16 protein-coding genes are annotated in these 19,784 nt (G+C 49.2%); 6 read left to right on the top strand and 10 right to left on the bottom strand.

The window, feature by feature from the left end; genetic code table 11:
* The first annotated feature begins 109 nt into the window (after positions 1-109).
* Positions 110-1,273, top strand: a complete 1,164-nt coding sequence (locus H6F76_RS19575; RefSeq protein ID WP_190510801.1) for an aminotransferase class V-fold PLP-dependent enzyme — start codon at positions 110-112, stop codon at positions 1,271-1,273.
* 91 nt (positions 1,274-1,364) lie between these two features.
* Here the strand turns inward: H6F76_RS19575 and H6F76_RS19580 are convergent, their stop codons facing one another.
* Positions 1,365-1,520: a hypothetical protein gene (locus tag H6F76_RS19580; RefSeq protein ID WP_190450216.1), complete on the bottom strand. Its 156-nt coding sequence runs from the start codon at positions 1,518-1,520 to the stop codon at positions 1,365-1,367.
* A 359-nt stretch (positions 1,521-1,879) separates the two neighbouring features.
* Here H6F76_RS19580 and H6F76_RS19585 point away from each other — a divergent pair, with 359 nt between their 5' ends.
* A complete protein-coding gene (locus tag H6F76_RS19585; RefSeq protein ID WP_190450217.1) occupies positions 1,880-2,494 on the top strand; it encodes a DUF3038 domain-containing protein in 615 nt (204 codons plus the stop codon).
* Between the two features lie 139 nt (positions 2,495-2,633).
* Positions 2,634-4,046: a DUF4335 domain-containing protein gene (locus H6F76_RS19590; protein ID WP_190510803.1), complete on the top strand. Its 1,413-nt coding sequence runs from the start codon at positions 2,634-2,636 to the stop codon at positions 4,044-4,046.
* Positions 4,047-4,354: 308 nt separating this feature from the next.
* On the opposite strand, the gene H6F76_RS19595 is transcribed toward H6F76_RS19590, so the two are convergent.
* From H6F76_RS19595 to H6F76_RS19605, 3 genes are read right to left on the bottom strand one after another with little or no spacing between them, the layout of a single operon-like run.
* On the bottom strand, positions 4,355-4,840 hold the full coding sequence (locus H6F76_RS19595) for a ferredoxin (RefSeq protein WP_190510806.1): 486 nt from the start codon (positions 4,838-4,840) through the stop codon (positions 4,355-4,357).
* Complete coding sequence (locus tag H6F76_RS19600; RefSeq protein ID WP_190510808.1) at positions 4,840-5,226, bottom strand: DUF1257 domain-containing protein; 387 nt, start codon at positions 5,224-5,226, stop codon at positions 4,840-4,842. The genes H6F76_RS19595 and H6F76_RS19600 overlap by 1 nt, the downstream gene beginning before the upstream one ends.
* A gap of 46 nt (positions 5,227-5,272) precedes the next feature.
* The gene (locus tag H6F76_RS19605) at positions 5,273-5,482 is read right to left on the bottom strand and encodes a DUF2997 domain-containing protein (RefSeq protein ID WP_190510810.1); all 210 of its coding nucleotides are present in this window, start codon (positions 5,480-5,482) and stop codon (positions 5,273-5,275) included.
* Between the two features lie 445 nt (positions 5,483-5,927).
* On the opposite strand from H6F76_RS19605, the gene H6F76_RS19610 reads away from it, so the two are divergent.
* Together H6F76_RS19610 and H6F76_RS19615 are read left to right on the top strand one after the other, a co-directional pair.
* Positions 5,928-7,910: a serine/threonine-protein kinase gene (locus tag H6F76_RS19610; protein WP_190510812.1), complete on the top strand. Its 1,983-nt coding sequence runs from the start codon at positions 5,928-5,930 to the stop codon at positions 7,908-7,910.
* Between the two features lie 96 nt (positions 7,911-8,006).
* On the top strand, positions 8,007-9,095 hold the full coding sequence (locus tag H6F76_RS19615) for a glycerate kinase (protein ID WP_242036745.1): 1,089 nt from the start codon (positions 8,007-8,009) through the stop codon (positions 9,093-9,095).
* 227 nt (positions 9,096-9,322) lie between these two features.
* Here H6F76_RS19615 and fni read toward each other — a convergent pair whose 3' ends face one another.
* The 5 genes from fni to H6F76_RS19640 form a co-directional block, all read right to left on the bottom strand.
* Positions 9,323-10,345, bottom strand: coding sequence for a type 2 isopentenyl-diphosphate Delta-isomerase (gene fni / locus H6F76_RS19620; protein ID WP_190510814.1), 1,023 nt, complete (start codon positions 10,343-10,345; stop codon positions 9,323-9,325).
* Positions 10,346-10,442: 97 nt separating this feature from the next.
* Positions 10,443-10,976, bottom strand: coding sequence for a bifunctional pyr operon transcriptional regulator/uracil phosphoribosyltransferase PyrR (pyrR, locus tag H6F76_RS19625; RefSeq protein WP_190510816.1), 534 nt, complete (start codon positions 10,974-10,976; stop codon positions 10,443-10,445).
* 296 nt (positions 10,977-11,272) lie between these two features.
* Positions 11,273-12,829 carry a circadian clock protein KaiC gene (gene kaiC, locus H6F76_RS19630; RefSeq protein WP_190510818.1) on the bottom strand — a complete coding sequence of 519 codons (1,557 nt, stop codon included), beginning with the start codon at positions 12,827-12,829 and terminating at the stop codon, positions 11,273-11,275.
* Positions 12,830-12,954: 125 nt separating this feature from the next.
* Complete coding sequence (gene kaiB / locus H6F76_RS19635; RefSeq protein WP_190450227.1) at positions 12,955-13,275, bottom strand: circadian clock protein KaiB; 321 nt, start codon at positions 13,273-13,275, stop codon at positions 12,955-12,957.
* A 125-nt stretch (positions 13,276-13,400) separates the two neighbouring features.
* The gene (locus tag H6F76_RS19640) at positions 13,401-14,432 is read right to left on the bottom strand and encodes a circadian clock protein KaiA (RefSeq protein ID WP_242036746.1); all 1,032 of its coding nucleotides are present in this window, start codon (positions 14,430-14,432) and stop codon (positions 13,401-13,403) included.
* A 392-nt stretch (positions 14,433-14,824) separates the two neighbouring features.
* On the opposite strand from H6F76_RS19640, the gene H6F76_RS19645 reads away from it, so the two are divergent.
* Positions 14,825-18,301 carry a hybrid sensor histidine kinase/response regulator gene (locus H6F76_RS19645; protein WP_190510819.1) on the top strand — a complete coding sequence of 1,159 codons (3,477 nt, stop codon included), beginning with the start codon at positions 14,825-14,827 and terminating at the stop codon, positions 18,299-18,301.
* 101 nt (positions 18,302-18,402) lie between these two features.
* Here the strand turns inward: H6F76_RS19645 and H6F76_RS19650 are convergent, their stop codons facing one another.
* The gene (locus H6F76_RS19650) at positions 18,403-19,593 is read right to left on the bottom strand and encodes a glycosyltransferase family 4 protein (protein WP_190450229.1); all 1,191 of its coding nucleotides are present in this window, start codon (positions 19,591-19,593) and stop codon (positions 18,403-18,405) included.
* Positions 19,594-19,784 lie beyond the last annotated feature (191 nt).

The raw sequence follows: 19,784 nt of genomic DNA on the forward strand, positions 1-19,784 counted from the left end.
TAGGGCTAACAGTATGATCGCGTTCCGGTAACCAATCTCAAGTAAGCAATCATCTAGACTATGAAGAGGTGCCACTGTAAGCACCTGTAGCTTTTGCTGAGAGATGTGCATGGTTCAACGCCCAATTTATCTGGATTGTCATGCCACGACACCTGTAGACCCTCGTGTCTTGGCAGCCATGCTCCCTTACTTTACAGAGCACTTTGGCAATGCGGCGAGTGTTAGCCACCTGTATGGCTGGGAGGCAGAAGCAGGCGTGCAGCAGGCAAGAGCAACAGTAGCGACCACGATTGGTGCGACACCAGAAGAAATCGTCTTTACTAGCGGAGCTACAGAAGCAAATAACCTGGCAATTAAAGGCGTTGCCGAAGCGTACCTTAGTAAAGGTCGTCATATTGTGACGATCGCCACTGAGCATAGCGCGGTGCTTGATCCCTGCCGTTACTTGCAGACGTTGGGCTTTGAAGTAACTGTGCTGCCTGTACAGCAGGATGGGCTGGTAGCGTTGGCAGACTTAGAGCAAGCACTACGAGCAGATACAATTCTCGTGTCTGTAATGGCAGCAAATAACGAAATTGGTGTCTTGCAGCCGCTAGCGGCGATCGGTGCGCTGTGCCACACACGGCAGGTTTTGTTTCACACGGATGCAGCGCAGGCGATCGGCAAAATTCTCCTTAATGTCGAAGCAATGCAGATTGACCTCATGTCTCTCACTGCTCACAAGGTGTATGGTCCGAAAGGGATCGGGGCACTTTATGTACGACGACGCAATCCTAAAGTGCGACTAGCACCCCAACTGCATGGAGGCGGACATGAACGCGGACTACGATCGGGCACACTGTATCCACCGCAAATTGTTGGTTTTGCTAAGGCAGTGGAGTTAGCGATCGCCGCTATGCCAGAGGAAACCGAGCGGCTACGGGCACTACGCGATCGTCTTTGGCAGCAACTTACAGTACTAGACGGACTGCACTTAAATGGTCATCCGACTCAGCGGCTAGCCGGAAACTTAAATATTAGCGTTGCAGGTGTTGACGGACAGGCATTGCTTCTAGGCTTACAACCGATGTTGGCGGTTTCGTCTGGTTCTGCTTGCTCATCGGCTCAGATTGCCCCATCGCATGTATTGCAGGCTTTAGGACTGACAGAGGCTTTAGCCTTTGCGTCCGTGCGGTTTGGCATTGGGCGATTTAATACTGAGCAAGATATCGATCAGGCAGCAGCTTGCACAATTGCAACCGTGCGATCGCTACGTCAGGTTGCTCATGTCTAAGCACATAGATGAGACACAACAAAAGCGGGCGTAATCCAACTGAGATTACGCCCGCTTTCTAAGTTTTAAGTACATTGAGCAGACAGCTACTCTAGCTCATGCCAGCACCGCGGGGTTGGTTCCGCACAGCCGTTTCGCCAGATACACCAATTTCAGCAGCCATCCGACTCAGCGCAGACTGCTCACGGTTCTTAACAGTGTGCTGATGACGGTTTGCTAACGCACGTGCTTGATCTTGGGTAGACATGATTGACACTTCCTTATTTATCGTTTTTTGTTCTTACTAGCTAATATAACAGAAAATTCTGTATCTAAAGCTACAAAAGCATCTTTTAATAAAAATTCACTCTTTGGATGCACAAGCCGATTGGACTAAAGCGTTCTTGAAGGATTAGGGTGCCTCTTCACTATAGAGATGTGTCTGTGATCGCCCCACCAGCTAAGCAAGTCTTTTTCTAGCCTAGAGGGTGAGGTCAGATCATTATAGATATGTCAAGATTCATCTGGGCTTGAGACAGAAGGGAACCTATAGCAGCAATCTACTAGTCTTGTTTCAAGACACGTAACCACCGCGTCAAATCGTCTCGTGTTTTCTATCCTAAAGTCATGCAGTCTCCAGCCAAGTTGCCAAACTCCACGTCGGTTGAAACGTTGCCACTGCTCAATCAGCCCGATCCATCTCAGTTGGACAATATAAAAGCTCAACTCGATTTGGTCTTGCTAGCGTTAGAAGCACTCGCTGGGATTGGTTCAGAAGCCATGCTTCAGGCGGCGAACGAGTTAAAGCTAGAGTCTCTGGTTGCTGATCGCGTTGCCCTATGGCGGTTGCGGCAAGCCAGTCCACTACGGAAAGGGCAGGGTGGTCGCAAAAAACTTGATGTTGAGGAGGCACGAGCGCTAGTACTAATTAGCTGTCATCTTGCTAAGCAGCAAGCAGAAAAAATTAGACGTGCTGTTGCCCTCCTAGAGCAAATGGCAGAACAGCAACGTGAACCACATCAAACAGCATTGTTGGGAGATTACCTAGACACGTTTAACAATACCTATCAGGAGCGCATGAATGATGGCGATCGTGTGCCGCCCGTAGCACTAAACAATCTTGCGCTCAAACTTTTGATTGATCTACTGTTTTACAGTGCTGCAAACGGTTCTCGACGGCTGTGGTTAGCGCTGATGGATCGCTCAAGTAATGGCAACCAGCAAACGGTAAGCAACCGTTAGCGATCGGGGTAGCAATTACCTGAAGACGGGTTTCAAGATCAATTTAGTCTGATTGACCTGTCTGCTTCTGTCTCGTCTCCTCTAATGCTCCATCTCTCAGCCTCTTAGCCCTTCTACATACTCGTTGAATTCTTGCTTCATGTCTCACTCTATTTTGCGACGCTACACTCCTCCAACCTGCACATTAGAGATCCTAGCGAAAAACTCGCCGCTGTCTCGGTGGGTTGGTCAGCCAGTGTTGAAGCACCTCCGGTTTCAGCTTAGTTTGGACGATCCAAAGCTACCGAAAGAGGAGTGGATTGTTTTACGAGGCGATCGCGTTCAGCTTGAAGCGCTCCATGAGGCAGTATCAAACTATGTGCAGCACTTTCTCGAGCAATCGTACGACCTCGATACCATGCATCGTTTTCACTCGTATGTAAGCACTACGTCAGCGGCAGAAGGGGCGGTTGCCGTGTTACCAACCGCAACACAAGATGAACTACGGGCGATCGCAGCATCGCCGCCGAATGCCATTTCGTTACAGCCAAGTGGTCTGCTGACTCACACGTTGGCACTCGGCTCACTGGCAACGCCGGATACTGCTAACAAAGTTTCTTTGAGTGCTTTGCAGCTCTTTGATTTAGCAAATGCGTTGGATGAGTATGCCTCGGAACTAGTTGCTCTGCCAGATGTGCAGCGATCGCGTCAATTAGCACCATCCTCTCTTCGTTGGGGGCAACTAGCCGCTACAGGTCTGCTAGTAGTTGGACTCTCAGCCTCAGTTGCCAAAATTATTGAAAGCAGCTCGAGACCTGCATCTCCCACAGCTAGCCAAGGGGACAGCAGCGATCAAAACATTGCTATGCAAGTGCCTCCAACAGCAATTCAAAGTCCGATACCGCCGATCACATCAGGGCAAAAGCTACCATCGCCACCACCGATTGGTTCAACAGTGCCCGCAAGTCCGGGACTGCCCACCTTTCCCGTTGCCGCACCACTGCCTCGCATTTCAAGTGCTGACACTCCAGCAGGGGCAGTTACGCTCACCCCAAACACTCGTAGTGCCCAGAGTAAAGAGACTGGGAATCAAATTACAGTATCGCCGTCAACGAGCCAACCATCAGCTACTGCACCAACGCAACCAGCTCAGCCGATGCCAAAACCGCTTGCTCTTAACCGGGAGTTTGCTAAGACTTCACCAAGTCAATCTGCAAGTGAGTCAACTTTGCGTGCTGCGACGGGCGATCAAGGTGCTCCAGCAGAGCAAATGGACACTGCCTTTGACACCATCCCCCAAATCGCTGAAGCACGACAATACTTTCAACAACGGTGGACTCCACCACAAGGGTTGACCCAAACGCTGGAATATACCCTTTTAGTAAATGCCGATGGCTCGATTCAACGCATAGTGCCCCTAGGACAGGCAGCAGGTAACTATATTGATCGAACTGGGGGACCACTTGCGGGAGAACCGTTTGTTTCGGCGATCAGCGGTGGGCGTAATGCTAAGGTTCGACTAGTACTTAGCCCTGACGGCAGCGTGAAAACTTTTTTGGAAGGGTTTTACTAACAATAAGCGCTCGGACTGCAACAAAAAGCGCCTGCCGTTAAGGCTCTAGAATATCTAGCGCTAAAACTGCGACTATTTCAACAAAGTCCGCCGCTGATTAGGAAATGCGACGGACTTATAACTTCTACAGGTATGTTTTACTATGTGGCTGTATAAAGCCTCTGGCATTGAAGAAACGCGTAGCGTCTCCGTTAGCAAAGCCGTCTCTGTAGCAAACTGCCGTAATTCCTCTAGGAACAGGAGTACTCAGTCGCTAGAGCAACAAAAGCGTTGCTCGAACGTCGAACCTCATTTAATAGCAAGATGCATTAAGACTGACGTTTGCGTGCCTTCAGCTTTTGGCGACGGCGGTTCGTAGCAACAACAGCACTATCAACTGGAAAGCCTGGAATCGGCATCACTTGGTAAACACGCTCTTCTTCCAGGTGTTTTAGCTCGGTATAGTCAACCCAATGGATACAATCAACAGGACAGGTATCGATCGCCTCTTGAAGCAGTTCCTCAGAATCGCCGTCCTGACGCACAACCCGCGATCGCCCGTAATCTGGTTCAATGTAGAACGTATTACGAGCGACATGGGCACAGTGCTTGCAACCAATGCAGGTAATCTCATCAACATAGACACCTTTTTGTCTGAAAGCGCCACCAAGCTCCGGTTCCAAACCCGATCGCTCTGGTGCATCTCGCAAAAAGCCACCCAGTTCTGGTTCTAGACCTGTCCGAGGGTTTAACGTGTCTCCAAACTCTGATCCAGCAAAAGCATCTGCCGAATTGGATGAAGCGGCATCAGACATTACGCACTCCAGCGCTGTAAGACCAATCGGATCGAACCGTCTTTGTTTTGCTGCTGCTCTGTAACCTGGAAACCCTTTTGGGTTGTTTCGTTTAGAACGGTGTGGTAGGCATAGCGCTGTGTTACACGGCTCAGAAAGCGGTCTACAGTCCAATCTTGACGCCAAAACTGTAAATCAGCGACTAGTTCATACTCACTGCCATTCCACCGGAAGCCAATACCATAACCGTTATCTTGTTCGATCGCGATCTCGGCAGTTTGAGTCAGACCACGATAGCCTTGCACTGCTTCAGGACCATCTTTCCAAACGATTCCTAAGTCTGTCAAAGCTGCTTTCAGAGCGGGGAGGTGACGAATTTGGGTTTTAATCTGACTGAAGTGTGACATGGTGATTCTTAAAAGTTGAATAAAGGAGACTGAACAAAAAAGAACGTTACCACTCGCTAAATGTTATCTGATTAGACGCATCTAACAACTGATTAATTGGTTGAGTAAAATATTCAGACGTTTGCTCTTGACTGACAACCTGACCTAATTGTGCTTCGATAGCCGCAGTAACCTCAGCGCAAGAAGCACCCACGATACCTGTTACTTTTTCCTGTACTCTGCCGTCAGGGTAGATGATAAATTCTAACGTTTCCATGCTTTTAGTAAAGATTTAACGATTTGATTCAGCTCACACCAAATCCTCTAGTTCTGACACTAGCGCTAATGAAACAACAGAGGTGGGAAGGATACAGCTAACCCTGACGCGTACAGACTTACGAGCCTGTGAGACAAAATAATAAAAACAGTGTCTCAGTATTGCTAAGTAAATCTTAACATTTATTCAGGAAAGTTAAGCTTACTTAGAGTGATAACTCAGATATATGACAGTTTCGCTTAACTTCTTATTGCCGTCAAGCTGAAAATGCTTTGTAACGCGATGTTTAAGCCGCAAAGTGATGCCATAACATCAAAGATCTTTCTGTAGTATGGTCTTAGCCTAACCCTGAGGGGTGAGACACCGCAGAACGAGCAGCGTATTACAAGCCACAATAGAATTCACAGGGAATGTATCCCTTTTGCGGTTTAGTTCTCAACACAATATGGTGCCTCCTCTTCCATCAGGAACAGTGCTGCGCCAGCGGTACCTGATTCAGCAAGTTCTCGGTCAGGGCGGTTTCGGTCGCACTTATTTGGCTCTCGATCAAGAGCGCTTCAATGAACCCTGCGTTTTGAAGGAATTTATTGTTCCTTATCATGATGGGACATTGATCGAAAAGTCGAAAACGCTCTTTCACCGCGAAGCTAGTACACTCTATCAAATTCAACACCCTCAAATTCCACGTTTTTGGGCTGCTTTTGAGGATGAGAAGCGTTTTTTTCTAGTACAAGATTTTGTAGATGGGCAAACTTATCGCCAGTTGTTGAGCGATCGCAAGCAAAAAGGGCAAACCTTTTCAGATGCTGAAGTACTGTATTTTCTTAGCCATTTGTTGCCAGTTCTTGCCTGCATTCATAGCCAGGGCATTATTCATCGGGACATTTCTCCAGAAAACGTTATTTTGCAGACTCAGGCAACGACGCAGCTAGAGCCAACTCAGACTCTTCCTGAAGCGGGTTTACCTGTATTAATTGATTTTGGTGCGGTGAAAGAGGCAACTAGCCACTGGCCGCTGATGTCAACACCAACACGAGTCGGTAAAGTGGGCTATGCACCACCCGAACAGTTACAAACAGGCAGAGTTTACCCTAACAGCGATTTGTATGCTCTAGCAGCAACAGCGCTGGTGCTGCTGACAGGACGAGAGCCGCAAACGTTGCTGGACAGCCGGACGCTTACCTGGAACTGGGAGCCGTATGCCTACGTTAGTGACGAACTAGCAATGGTGTTGCGGCGAATGCTAGCGGTTTATCCAGGCGATCGCTATCAGACGGCGACTGAGGTTTTACAAGACCTCCAATCGTTTGGAGCCATACCGTTAGAAAGTACACTGTTACGATCGCCAGACCCTGCTGCTCCGTCGCCTGACCAGCCAGCGATCGTCAATTTTTTGTCGCCTCAAAGCGATCGTTTAACCCAGACAGCTAAAACGCCTCAACCCATCAGTCAACAGACCTCAACACCTGCTCCGGTAAGAGCGCCATCGCGTCGCTCGCCCCATACGTCCGATCTTGGATGGCGACGCTGGGACAATATCGGCGGCAAAGTGCGCGCTGGGATTGCTGCAACGCTGCTGGCGAGCTTGGGTATCGCACTGCCGATCGTGTGGCAACTGGGGATAAAAGCACCGGATACCAACGGAGAGGTTTGGGTTTCGGGCGCTAAACTGCCTCAGTCAGAAGCGTCTCGCATCATTGATGCACCAGATGCTTCTGGCTCGAACTTAGCCATCAAACCGCCCTTTGAACCTAATCAAGCTGAACCTAACCAGACTGAAACCACACGCACAGATGGTGCGGTAGTCAAAACCAGTAAACCCTTACAACGCCTGCAGTTTGCCCGTGGCAAGGTTACAACTGCTGTTCAGGGTCATTTGCAGGCAACAGAGATGCAGCCCTACATGCTACAAGCATCACAAGGTCAGATTATGTCTGTCACCTTGCAAGGTCAGGGGGCAGTCATGAACTTGCTGCGATCGAACCAGGAAGCGATCGACGCTGCATCACACCAAACTCGTAGCTGGACAGGCCAATTGCCTGCGGATGATCGCTACATGATTCAGGTTTCTGGTACGGGTGCCTACACGCTGGATGTGGCGATTACGCCATTAGCACGACCGACACAAGAGCAAATTCAACAAGTTGCGTTTGCGCCTGGTAACTCTGGCACTACTGTAACAGGGCAGATAGCACCGAACCAGCTTCAACGCTATCTGTTGAAAGCAAAGCAGGGGCAAATACTGGTTGTAAAAGTGCTACAAGGTAGCGTGAGCTTTAGTGCGATCGCTCCGAATGGTCAGCGTATCGGCAGTAACGCTACCAATACCAAAAGCTGGCAGGGACGCCTACCCCAGGATGGTGCTTATATGATTGAAGTGTCTGGCAACGAGCCAGAGGGCTATGCGATCGCGCTTGAGGTTCTTTAAGCTTAGGATTCTTTAAGCTTAGGTGCTGCTTGAGGATGCACTACGTCAGAACTAACGCTAAGATCTCGCTTTAGTCAATGCTTCAGTTCTAACCACATGGCTTCTGAAATAGCTTCTCGAGCGGTACTTAAGGAGTTGGTTGAGCGGCTAGCAGTAGGAGAGTCCTTAACGCAAAAAGAGTGGCGGCAGCTAGAAGCAGCGACGTTGCAAGATACAAGGCGCGCGATCGCATTTGGCATCACAGCCGAGACTATCCACACTACTTTGCAGGCACGATCGCGCTTACTTCAGGCTGTTTATCCAAGCATCGAGCAGTTTTGCCAACGTCATGCGAGTCTCTCTGCCAACGTGATTGAAACTCTGTGGCATTTGTGGCTACCGCTGGCAGTGTGGCTAAAAACTCGGCGGCAAGCAGTTGATCGCCCCTGGGTACAGGGCATTTTAGGTGGGCAGGGCACTGGCAAAACAACACTTGGAGCAATCCTGGTGCTGATACTGCAATTATGCGGCTATAAGACCGTTAGCCTGTCTCTGGATGATTTCTACAAGACGTATGACGAGCGTTTGCGCCTACGAGAGCATGACCCTCGCTTGCTCTGGCGTGGTCCACCAGGAACCCATGATCTTGAGTTAGGGCTACAGACATTGGATGCCTTGCGCCAATTAGCGCCTGAGCAACCGATCTCGCTCCCCCGTTTCGATAAAGCGCTGCACGATGGCGCAGGCGACAGAATCGCACCGACCCTGGTTTCGGGTGCGGATGTCATCTTGTTTGAAGGCTGGTTTGTGGGCGTTCATCCAGTTGATCCAGCCGTTTTTGAGCAGGCGATCGCACCCATCATAACGACGTCCGATCGTGCCTTTGCCCGTGACATGAATACAAAACTCACTGACTATCTACCTCTGTGGCAACGGCTAGACAGCCTCATTGTGCTGCATCCTGTCGATTATCGCCTTAGCAAACAGTGGCGTAAGCAGGCAGAACAGCAAATGCGAGCCAGTGGTAAACCGGGTATGAGCGATGCCGAGATTGATGTTTTCGTTGAGTATTTTTGGAAAGCCTTGCATCCTGAGTTGCTCATCAAACCGCTAGTGGTTAAACCTGGGTGGGCAGACCTCGTTATCGACATCCAGGCAGATCACACAGCAGGCGCAGTGTATCGGGGCGGTGAAACCAATACGTGATCACTGTGGAATCACTTGAATTAGCAAAAGGATGAAGGATGAATCGAAGCCTTCGTTCAAAGGAAGTTTCAAGGTTTATAGGTGTCCTCACGTTCACTTCGACTGCTATAGCACCATCAGAAGTGGTTTGTAGCGGCAGTGTCCAAGAAAAACTGGGCGCTTGCTAGTGACGAAAATTGTAGTGATGCAAGTTTTTGTGGCATTACTGTTTTGTTTTTGATAGCCCATTAAATCTTCTGCAAAACCCCGGGCGATCGCAGGTCTTCAAGCCGTTTGCAGCCCGTACAAAACATGGCTGTAGTTAGTTCTGCAACAAGAATCTCTACTAGCTCATACAAAGCTGCTTCGGAGTCATTTGCGGCTTGGAGAAAGGGAAACGCCATGCCTGCGAGATCGGCACCCAGCGCGATCGCTTTTGCAGCTTCCAGTCCATCCCGCAAGCCACCAGAGGCGATAAGAGGAATCTGAGGGGCGATCGCTCGTACAGCAGTGACGCACTCAGCAGTGGGTAAGCCCCAATCGGCAAAGGTTCTACCTAAACGACGCTGACGGGCATCGGTGGCGCGTTCACTTTCGACCAGTGACCAGGAGGTGCCGCCTGCACCTGCCACGTCGATCGCCGCGACCCCCGTTTCCAGCAGCCTTTTTGCGCTTGTGGCAGAAATACCGTTACCAACTTCTTTCGCAATTACAGGTACTGACAGCGCAGCGCAGAGCGATGCAATTTGTGAGAGCAAGCCTCGAAAATTTGTGTCGCCGCTGGTCTGCACACATTCTTGAAGTGGATTGAGGTGCAGAATCAGGGCATCGGCTTCGAGTGCATCCACTACCCGGCGGCACTCATCCAGCCCATAGTGGTAATTGAGCTGTACAGCGCCTAAATTAGCAAAGAGGGGAATATCAGGCGCGATCGCGCGCACAGAAAAGGTGGTTGCAACGGACGGATTTTCAACCGCTACGCGCTGAGAGCCAACGCCCATTGCCAGACGGTACTGCTGTGCCACAGCTGCCAGCCTAGAGTTGATTGTTTTTGCCAGTTCAGTGCCGCCTGTCATCGACGAAATAAGCAGTGGTGCGCCCAGGCTTTTACCCAGGAAGGTCGTTGTAAGGTTGATGTCGTCGCGATCGATCTCAGGCAAACAGCAGTGGGTAAACCGATAGTGCTCCAGCCCATTCGTAATCTGACGGCATTGCACATTTTCATCCAGACAGATGCGGAGATGATCGGCTTTGCGAGTCTGGGTTTCCATATTGATGAGGGATTGGGTACGGGATGTAGGCAATAGAGCAAGGCGATAATGTTTATTATCGTGCTTAGCCTTAATTCTTTGTGCTTAAGCCTCTCTTCTAAACCCGTATCAACTCCACTCCATCGCGCCCATCAATGTCCTGAAGGTAGACCTTGACTTGTTCTTCTTTAGCAGTTGGGAGTTGCTTGCCGGTGAAGTCAGGGTGGATCGGTACTTCTCGATGTCCGCGATCAACCAGCACAACGAGCCGAATAACGGCTGGTCTGCCATAGTCATTCACAGCATTGAGAGCCGCACGAATGGTACGCCCTTTAAAGATCACATCATCGACCAAAACAACGGTTTTGCCAGAAAGGTCAAAAGGTATTTCCGTTTTTGCCGGGGTGCGAATGCCGATCGTGTCCAAGTCATCGCGGTAGAAGGTAATGTCGATCGCGCCCATTGGCACCGTTACTTGTTCTAGCGCCTCAATTTGCCGCGCTAGCATGGCTGCCAGATGAACCCCCCGTGTATAGATACCAAGCAACACCAGCTTGGAAAGATCTGATCGCTCTACTACCTGTGACGCTAGCCGCGTCACTGTCCGCCGCACTTCTTCTGCTGACAGAATTTCGACCACTTCTGTAGACATAGAAAATCAAGTTTTGAGTTAAGAGTGTTGAGTTAAAGCCTTTTTGAACAATTTTCTACAATCTGTGGTTTTGTAGCCTGATTAACTGAAAGAAACTTTTTGCTGTGCGGTTAGTTGCGTAGGGTTCTTGAAGAGTCAGTGCAGCTACGAAGGTATTAACGCAACCACACTCAAAGGGGTATAACCCGCTGATGCGAGTTGTCTTAATCTTTAGCGTCTTAGAACTACAGAAATAGACTTTTCGCTTGCTTCAAAGCTAAAAATTACCTCAAAGTTAGAAGCTAAGAAATTCTATCCTAAACTTCATCTTTTGGCTGTACAGCTTTGATAATACGCGACAGTTCGCTTTTTTCATCTACAGCAATGCGAGTCGGCGAGCCACTGATGATGCCTTCAAAGTTACGGAAGGACTCTTTGATTTGAGGACCACGTTCGCTGATAGTATATTCGCGAATACCTTTATCATGCCAGGAGCCACGCATCTTGAAAACGTTAATAGCCCGCGCCATCTCACCCCGAATCTCGACATATTGCAGCATTAAAATGGTGTCTGTAATGGTGGAAATATGAGAATCGGTAATGGAATTTGATCCCATAAATTGATCAGACGTGTTGGTAAAAAAGCCTGTGATTTCTTCTTGTTTAGCAAAGCCAGTTACACCAATTACAAATTGGCGAAACGCATTGTTGCTTACCCCTCGTGCGAGGGCGGAGAGGGAATCGATCGCAATTCGAGAGGGCTTAAACTCAGCGATTTCCGTTTTAATAATTTGTAGATGATCTTCTAGACCAGCAGACTCAGGATAGGCACAAATGATTCTCAGTACACCTTTCTGTTCAAGTTCTTCAAAGTCAATGCCCCAGGAAGAGGCATTCCGAGACAACTGGGCACGGGATTCTTCATAGGCAAACAAAATAGCACGATCGCCTCGCTGACAGGCATCTTGCAAAAATTTGCTGACCATCATCGTTTTGCCTGTACCCGTTGCTCCAGTCGCTAGAATAATCGAGTCCTTAAAAAAGCCACCACCGCACATTTCATCCAGCGTTTTAACTCCGGAGGAAACGCGTACATTGGACGATCGTTGCGTTAGACGCATGGCTCCCAACGGAAAGATATTAATACCATTATTTGTAATGGTGAAAGGGTATTCACCTTTCATGTGCGTCGTACCCCGCAGTTTGAGAATTTCGATCGTACGACGGCGGCGTTCCCCTTCTAGCACGTTGCGAATAATGACCACGTTATCCGATACAAATTCTTCGACGCCAAACCGTGCTACGGGACCATATTCTTCGACCCGTTCAGTGGTCATTAACGTCGTTGCGCCAACTTGCTTTAAGCGTGCCACTAGACGAAATATTTCGCGTCTTACAACTCCAGCGGAGTCATATTGCTGAAAGACAGCCGTCACCGAATCAATCGAAACTCGTCGTGCTTTGTATTTACGAATCGCGTATTGAATGCGCTCAATTAAAGCAGAGAGATCAAAGTTCCCTGCCACATCTTGCCCTTCAGGATCAGGTGACGCATCGAGAATAAAGAGCTTACCTTCATTAATAAATTTCTGCAAATCCCAACCAAAGCTAAACGCATTTTTGATGACATCCGCTGGAGATTCCTCAAAGGTGACAAAAACACCTGATTCGTCAAAATCAACAATACCTTGATACAAAAATTGCACAGCTAGCAACGTTTTACCTGTGCCAGATGTGCCGCTAATAAGAGTAGTACGTCCTGTTGGTACACCACCATGGCTAATGTCATCAAAGCCCTCGATCATGGTGCGAATTTTTTTCACACCAGGGACAGAATATTCACCGTTTAGCGGATTTTGATTGAGTTGGTTCATGAGGAGGGCTTGTTGAAGAAGGCGCAGACGATCGCTAGAAATTCGCTGTTTTTCGCACCAGAATTTTTTTTTGCGCTAAATCTGGCTCTGAATTTAATTTACAGTTGTTTTTACTCTGAGGCTTTTTATTCTAACAATTTAGATGCATCGTCCTGCAACTCTTCGTAAAGTAGATCAAGACCAATCAGGACTTTTTCACGATCGGATAAGTCACCAATAATTTTACGTACGGGCGGGGGCAAGATTTTAGACAACGTGGGTGTTGCTAAAATTTTGTCCTCTTCAGCAAGCTGAGGATTTTTCATGACATCAATGACCTTAAGCGCATAAACACCCTGAAAATCTTTTTCTAAGATTTCATTTAGCACTTTAAGAGCACGAATGGAACTTGGTGTATTTCCAGCCACGTAGAGCTTCAGGACATAAGTTTTTTTGAAGGGGCTCATAGCTTAAGGTGTATTAATCATGCAACTATAGCGGAACCTGAAGTCAGTTTAAGACGACCTCTTTCAGCGAAGAAACTCTATGGTGTAAGGCAATTCACTAACAGCCAGTGCTAGTTTTCTCTGGGCTAGTTTTCTCTAGGTACGGAGCGCCGATACATCTCACATAAGTGGGCGATCGTATCAATCAATGTCAACCGATAATCTAGCAGAATATCATCACTGCGTCCCTCTAATTTTAACTGTTTTGCAAACTCATCCATCAAATCCATATGGATTTCCACCACTTGTGAGGTTGCAATATCGGTGAAAAAAGCAGCATTGACAAATTCATCAATACGCTGATTGAGAGTATCATCTTCGCTGAAGTAATACAGTATGATCTCCCGATAGTGATCGCGGAGTTGTTCTAGCGTTTCTTGCTGCTGTTCTAACGCCATGTAACGAAAAAAGTTACGTGGGTTGCGCTTGTAGTAAACACCGAGATAACCCAAACGCTCTTTTAGTTTTTCTGTCAGTCGTCGCTGTTGTAGCATCAGAAAGTTTTGAGCGGTGATATCGGTTGATAGATCGACGGTTGACAGTGCGTTGCTTAAGCGGCAGGTCGGCGACAGGTGGAGAAATTGCTCGATCGCCTGCTCAATATAGTCACTAATGGCATCACATTGAGCGATTGTGATCCAAACTTCTGCTGTGTGATAGACAAAAGCGAGATTAAGAACGGGGGACGTGTCCTCACTTGCTTCGATCGCATTGGCTGCGTCCGCCGTCTGAATTGCATTCGTACCAGGTATAGCTGGATCAGCGGTGGTCGTGTCGGATTTAACCGTGCCAGAGGTTGTCGGCAGCGTCTCTAAAGCGATGTCAGGCGAGACAATGATGGCTGGAAGTAATGTTGCCTGCCCATGTAGCTGCTTGGCAAGCTGCGGTAGGGCAGAGCCACCCTGTAAGATGAGGCAATCCAGGTGCTGCTTTTCGTGTTCGACAACCGAGAAAAAGTCACTGCTGGTTTTTGGCATGGTCACACTGTAGCGATCGTGATCCAGGCGCTGCAAAACTGCCTGAGCAAGTGACTCAGGGGCAAGAAAAATGCCAACTGAGAGCTTAGATCGTTGTGAATGAGGTAATGGATGGTTCAAAACAGTCTGAAATCGGGACATTATTAGCGCACGTTTTATCGATGCAATTAACTTAAAAGGCTTACTGTGAACATTCTCAAAAAAGCTTTATTTTTTCTTAAGATTTTAGCACTCAATTAATTATAGTAACAAAGCAATCTTGTACTGGAAAAGCTACTTATAACAGACGCATAATTGAATGTAATAAGCAATCGTGTATTGGAAATTACTTTAAAGTCCTTTAAGTATCTCTACGGAGACTAATGCTTTAGTTTTGAGTGATGAACTCCATCATCTAGCAAGTCTGTTTCATCCAGTAACTTGCTGCCCTCCTGACTCCTCAAATGCGTTTTTGCTCAATCATTGCGCCTAGAGGCAACTGCCCCGCTGTAGCGTTGGTAGCTCACATCACTCCTCTCTTGGGCAGGCATTCTATGGTTTTAAGCATTCCCTCTCTCCAAGCTTTTGTTGATCCTGTACCATGCTGTGCAGTAACTGCCCGCTTGACAACTGCGTTAGCAGTGCTTGGGCAAGCAGCCAGCGCTAAAACAACGGCTGTCAATCGGCTAGTGTTGGTTGACGAGCGACAGCACCCGATCGGGTGGGTGAGTGCACAGCAGCTTTTGCATTATTTAGCAGCGGCTGGTCTGTTCAGTCAGGAGGCTGACGTGTCGGACGATCGCCCGCTTGTGACGAACCAACGTACGGCTGATCTACTTGTCTTGGACGTGATGCCCTCGATTGTAGAGCCGCTGCTGACGATCGCAGCAAATTGGACAATTGATGCCTTCCTACCGCATTTACAGGCTCAGCCTCATGCCTGTTACGCTTTGGTTGACGCTGAAGGCTGCTTCTTAGGGTTGCTGGACAGTGCTCGGTTGCTACAGTTTTTGATGACACGTGTGATGCCGCCAGCGCCTTACCTGGAGGCGGCATCTGTGACAGCACTACTGGAACCATCACACCCAAAGTTGAGTCCGCTACTGCGTGAGCTGGTAGAGCGACTGCCCCTGCCTGTCATGGTGCAAACCTGCCATGGGCAAGTGCTGGCACAAAACTCCATCTGGCGCACCCAAATTAGCGAACTGCTCGATCCCGGCTGGCTGCGGCATGAAGTTGCTACGCTGCTAGAAATGCCGTTGCTCGAATCGGTTGTGCTGCCGTCCGATCGCGAGATCTGGTCGGCTTTAGGATCACGATCGACTAGCCAGGGTACAAACTCAGCGCAATCGCTTCCTCTAGCGCTTAAAACTCGCACTGGTACGGCAACGCCCGAAGCGTATGATTTGGGGGATGACAGCGCTGGTATTCCTGCGGCTCTCCCTACTGCAAGTTCGTGCCAACTGGGTACAAAGCCAGGGACTTGTATCTGTGTTTGCCCCTTGAAAGACGGGCAGGAACAGGTTTTGCAATTTGTGAGAGTTCCACTGGGTTCCCTCTCGGCGCAGACGGCTCTGGATTGGGGCGATCGAGCGCAAACGCTGGTAGCAGCCGTTGAAGCACCCTTTAGTGAAACGCCTTTCAGCGACGAGTCAGCATCTCCCTCTCAGCTTTTTCGGCTTGCTGCGCTGCTGTCCACGATTCATGACCCTGCTGATACTGTTTCGTCTTTCAGTCGCAAGAGCTGCACTGATGACAGTGTTGTGCCAGCAGCCGAAGAACTTTGGCTTATCTTGGCGCAGGATGTAACAGAGCAACAGCAGCTTGCCAGAGAACTTACGGCTAAAAATGCTGACCTCATTCAGCTCAATCGACTCAAAGATGAATTCTTGGCGTGTATTAGCCATGAACTGCGGACGCCTCTGACATCTGTTTTGGGGTTGTCGAGTTTGCTTAAAGATCAGACGCTTGGTGCGTTAAACCCTCGACAGGTGCATTATGCACGGCTCATTCACCAAAGCGGTCGTCACCTGATGGCAGTGGTCAACGATATTCTCGATTTGACCCGTATAGAAACTGGTCAGCTAGAGCTAGTCTTAGCGCCAGTCAATCTGGAAACGGTTTGTCGTCGTGCGTTTGAGCAGGCACAGCAATTGCAACTACAAGAGGGCAATCAAACAGAAACGGAGCCGGAGCCGGAGCAGCCAATGTTTTCGCTGACACTGGAGCCAGATCTAGGACTGCTGATTGCTGATGAACAACGTCTGCGCCAGATGCTTTCGCATTTGCTGGCTAATGCGCTTAAGTTTACAGAGTCCCATGACCCGATCGGTCTAAAAGTGGGGCACTGGGGCGGCTGGATTGCCTTCACCGTTTGGGATACAGGCATTGGCATTCCATCTGAAAAGCAGCATTTAATTTTTCAAAAGTTTCAGCAGCTTGAAAATCCGTTGACACGGCGGTTTGAAGGTACAGGTTTGGGCTTAGTGCTCACGCAACGGTTGGCGCGGCTACATGGCGGTGATATTACGTTTGTCTCTAAAGAAGGCGAGGGTAGCCAGTTTACGATTTTGCTGCCGCCGCATCCTCCCGGCACTGACGCGGCTTCTACCTTTACGGCTGTGCCTAAAACGGTAGCGGCAAGTGAAGTGGGTCGATCGTATCCGCCTCGAAGCAAAAGTCAGGTAGTGCAGGATGATGTTCCTGGGGCAGCAGGTGCTTATGCGGTGGATGTGGCTGCCCTACAGCGTAGCCAGCTAGTGCTTATTGTGGAAGCCTCTCGCCAATGCTTAGAAGCGCTTTCCGATCAGCTGACAGGGTTAGGTTATCGCGTGGTGATTGCGCGATCGGGCACGGAAGCGCTGGAAAAAGCGCGCCGCTTGCAACCCTGCATTATTTTTCTGAATCCAGTGTTGCCGTTACTGTCTGGTTGGGATGTGCTGACTCTATTGAAGTCAAACGCTGAAACCCAACAGATTCCAGTGGTGATGATGGCAACGAAAGTTGATGAAGGGCAAGCCCGTCAGCGACAGTCGGATAGCTTACTAAGTGTGCCGATTCAACCGAAGTCGCTCCAAAAATGCCTTCAAACACTGGTCGTTGATCGCCAAAAGGCAACGCTTAACCCTCGACCTCCAGCCGTGTTGACTATTCTGCGGCTCAACCCTGGCGTTTGGTCACACGCCCACCAGCCTCTGCCAACGGCGGAACTGAATGCGTTGCTGCACTCTTACCCATGCCGCATCCTGGAGGCAGACGACCTGGAACAGGCAGAACTCCTAGCGCGGGTGTGGAAGCCAAATGTTATCTTGCTTGACGGTGCTTTAGCCGATGCCGAGGCTTATTTTCAGCAGTATCGTCGGCATATTGTGCTTGCGTCCCTGCCGCTTGTGACGATCGACCAGGCAACCTCGCAAGCCGCAAATCAGATATCGGGTTTGCTGGTCTTTCCCTGCTTGTCTCCCCCAGAAACGTTACTATCAGCCAACGCGTCACCACATACAACAATTGAAGCATCTACCCTCTTGCAAGTGATTCAGGTTGCGGCGGGGTATGCGTGGCGACCATCAATTCTGGCGTTAGATACTGTAACGCTACCCTTGAGGTTAACTATGCAAAACCTTCAAGATCAATCAGCACGAGGTCTGGATAGTTTTCCTCAAGAAACAGAGTGGCTGCAAGCCTTGACGCACTATTTAAACACGGCTGGTTTGTCGAGTGTCATTGGGCGTTGCTGGCAAGAAGTACTTCAGCAGCTTGAGTTGGGTAGTGTGGATGTGTTGGTGCTTTGCTGGACGAATGCGATCGCTCAGCCCTTTACGCTATCAATGCTCTTTGCGCTTCAGCAGTTACCAAAGCGCCCTCCCATTCTGGTTTTGGATCATCGCCATCATGGCTCAACGGCTGGTGCAGCACCGCTCGCCCCCCTGCCAGAGGCACTGAAACAGATTGCTGCACACATTCTGCCTGCGTCTCTACCGATGACGGAACTGTTGCAGCATATGCATCAAGCGATAAAGGTTAAACGATAAGAATACGTTCTGCTGTCAAGGCTATTGCCGTAAGGAAACAGCACGGGTGACAACTAGCTTACTTACCCTTATCCCGACTCTATTTCCCCTAAGAAACGAACTTAGAGCCAAACAACTTGCGATCGCTCGTGCAGCACGCGCCCATAGACTGCTTCTGTTTGCAGTGCCAGCTTGTACCAATCAAAGCGATGTTTCAAATCTGCATAAGCGTTATCTACTAGCCATTGTGCGTAACCAGGATGCCGCAGAACTTCTAAAATGCCCCAGGCAAGTGAATCAGGATTGTTTGTCCAGGTGACAATGCCTGTTTTTGTATGGCGCACCACTTCTGGTAAGCCGCCTGTATCAGAAACAACCACAGGAACGCGAGCAGCAAAGCTTTCTAGCGCCACAATACCAAACGGTTCGTACAGGCTAGGAAACACGGCGCAGTCAGCCACGGTTTGAAACTTATCCAGGTCAGCGTCAGACATAAAGCCTGTGAAATAGCATTGGTTCCAAATGCCCAACTCCCAGGCTTGGCGCTTCAGGTACTCGGTATTGCCACCGCCAATCAGCACAAATTTCACCGCCTGCCCGATCGCTTGCAGCACCTTAGGCGCGGCATCAAGCAGCACCGAAACTCCTTTCTCGTAGGTCATACGACCCACATAGTACGTAATTTTCTCTTCGTCAGCCGCAAAACGTCGGCGAAACGTCCAGTAATCAAAGTCTGGATTACGCTGTTTTTTTTCGGGACGAATGCCGTTGTAGACGACATCAATTTTGTCCCAGGGTGCTTCCAGGGTGCGCTCAACCTCTAGCCGCATGTAGTTGGTACAAACGATGACACGCCAAGCATTATGTACAAGCTGTCGCTCTTTCGTGTGGACATAGCGCTGGACATCCGTGTAAATGCCGTTATGGCGACCAGATTCAGTCGCATGAATGGTTGCAACGAGAGGGATTTTGAAGGTGTGCTTGAGGGCGATCGCAGCATCGCTCACCAGCCAATCGTGAGCATGAATCAAATCGAAGGGTCCCTCTTCCAGCAATAGTTTTCCACCGTGCTGTCCGAGGCTGTCATTCATATTGCAAACCCAGTGGAGAAAATCAGCGCTATCGCCAACCCTAACGCGATGGATCGATACGCCATCGACCACTTCATAGTGAGGCGCTTGCCCAAACTCAACGGTGATCAGGTGAATCTCGTGCCCCTGTTTGGCAATTTCAGGGTATAGCTCTGCTACGTGTCGAGCGATTCCACCCACAATACGAGGCGGGAATTCCCAAGCCAGTACCAGAATCTTCATCGGCGCTTATCTCGACAGTGAGATTAGTTTAACTTTACACAGCCCTTTCCATTAGCCTAGCTTAGGCAGCACAGCTATTTTGCGTAACTTAGTCGTAAAAGTTACCGTAATCTAGTAGGATGCACTACGGCAAGGAACTGTGATGGCGAGGAGTCGTCTTGATGCAATGATGGAGGTAAGAGACCAAAGTA

It is taken from the genome of Leptolyngbya sp. FACHB-321 (assembly GCF_014695975.1).
Lineage (GTDB): Bacteria > Cyanobacteriota > Cyanobacteriia > Leptolyngbyales > Leptolyngbyaceae > Stenomitos.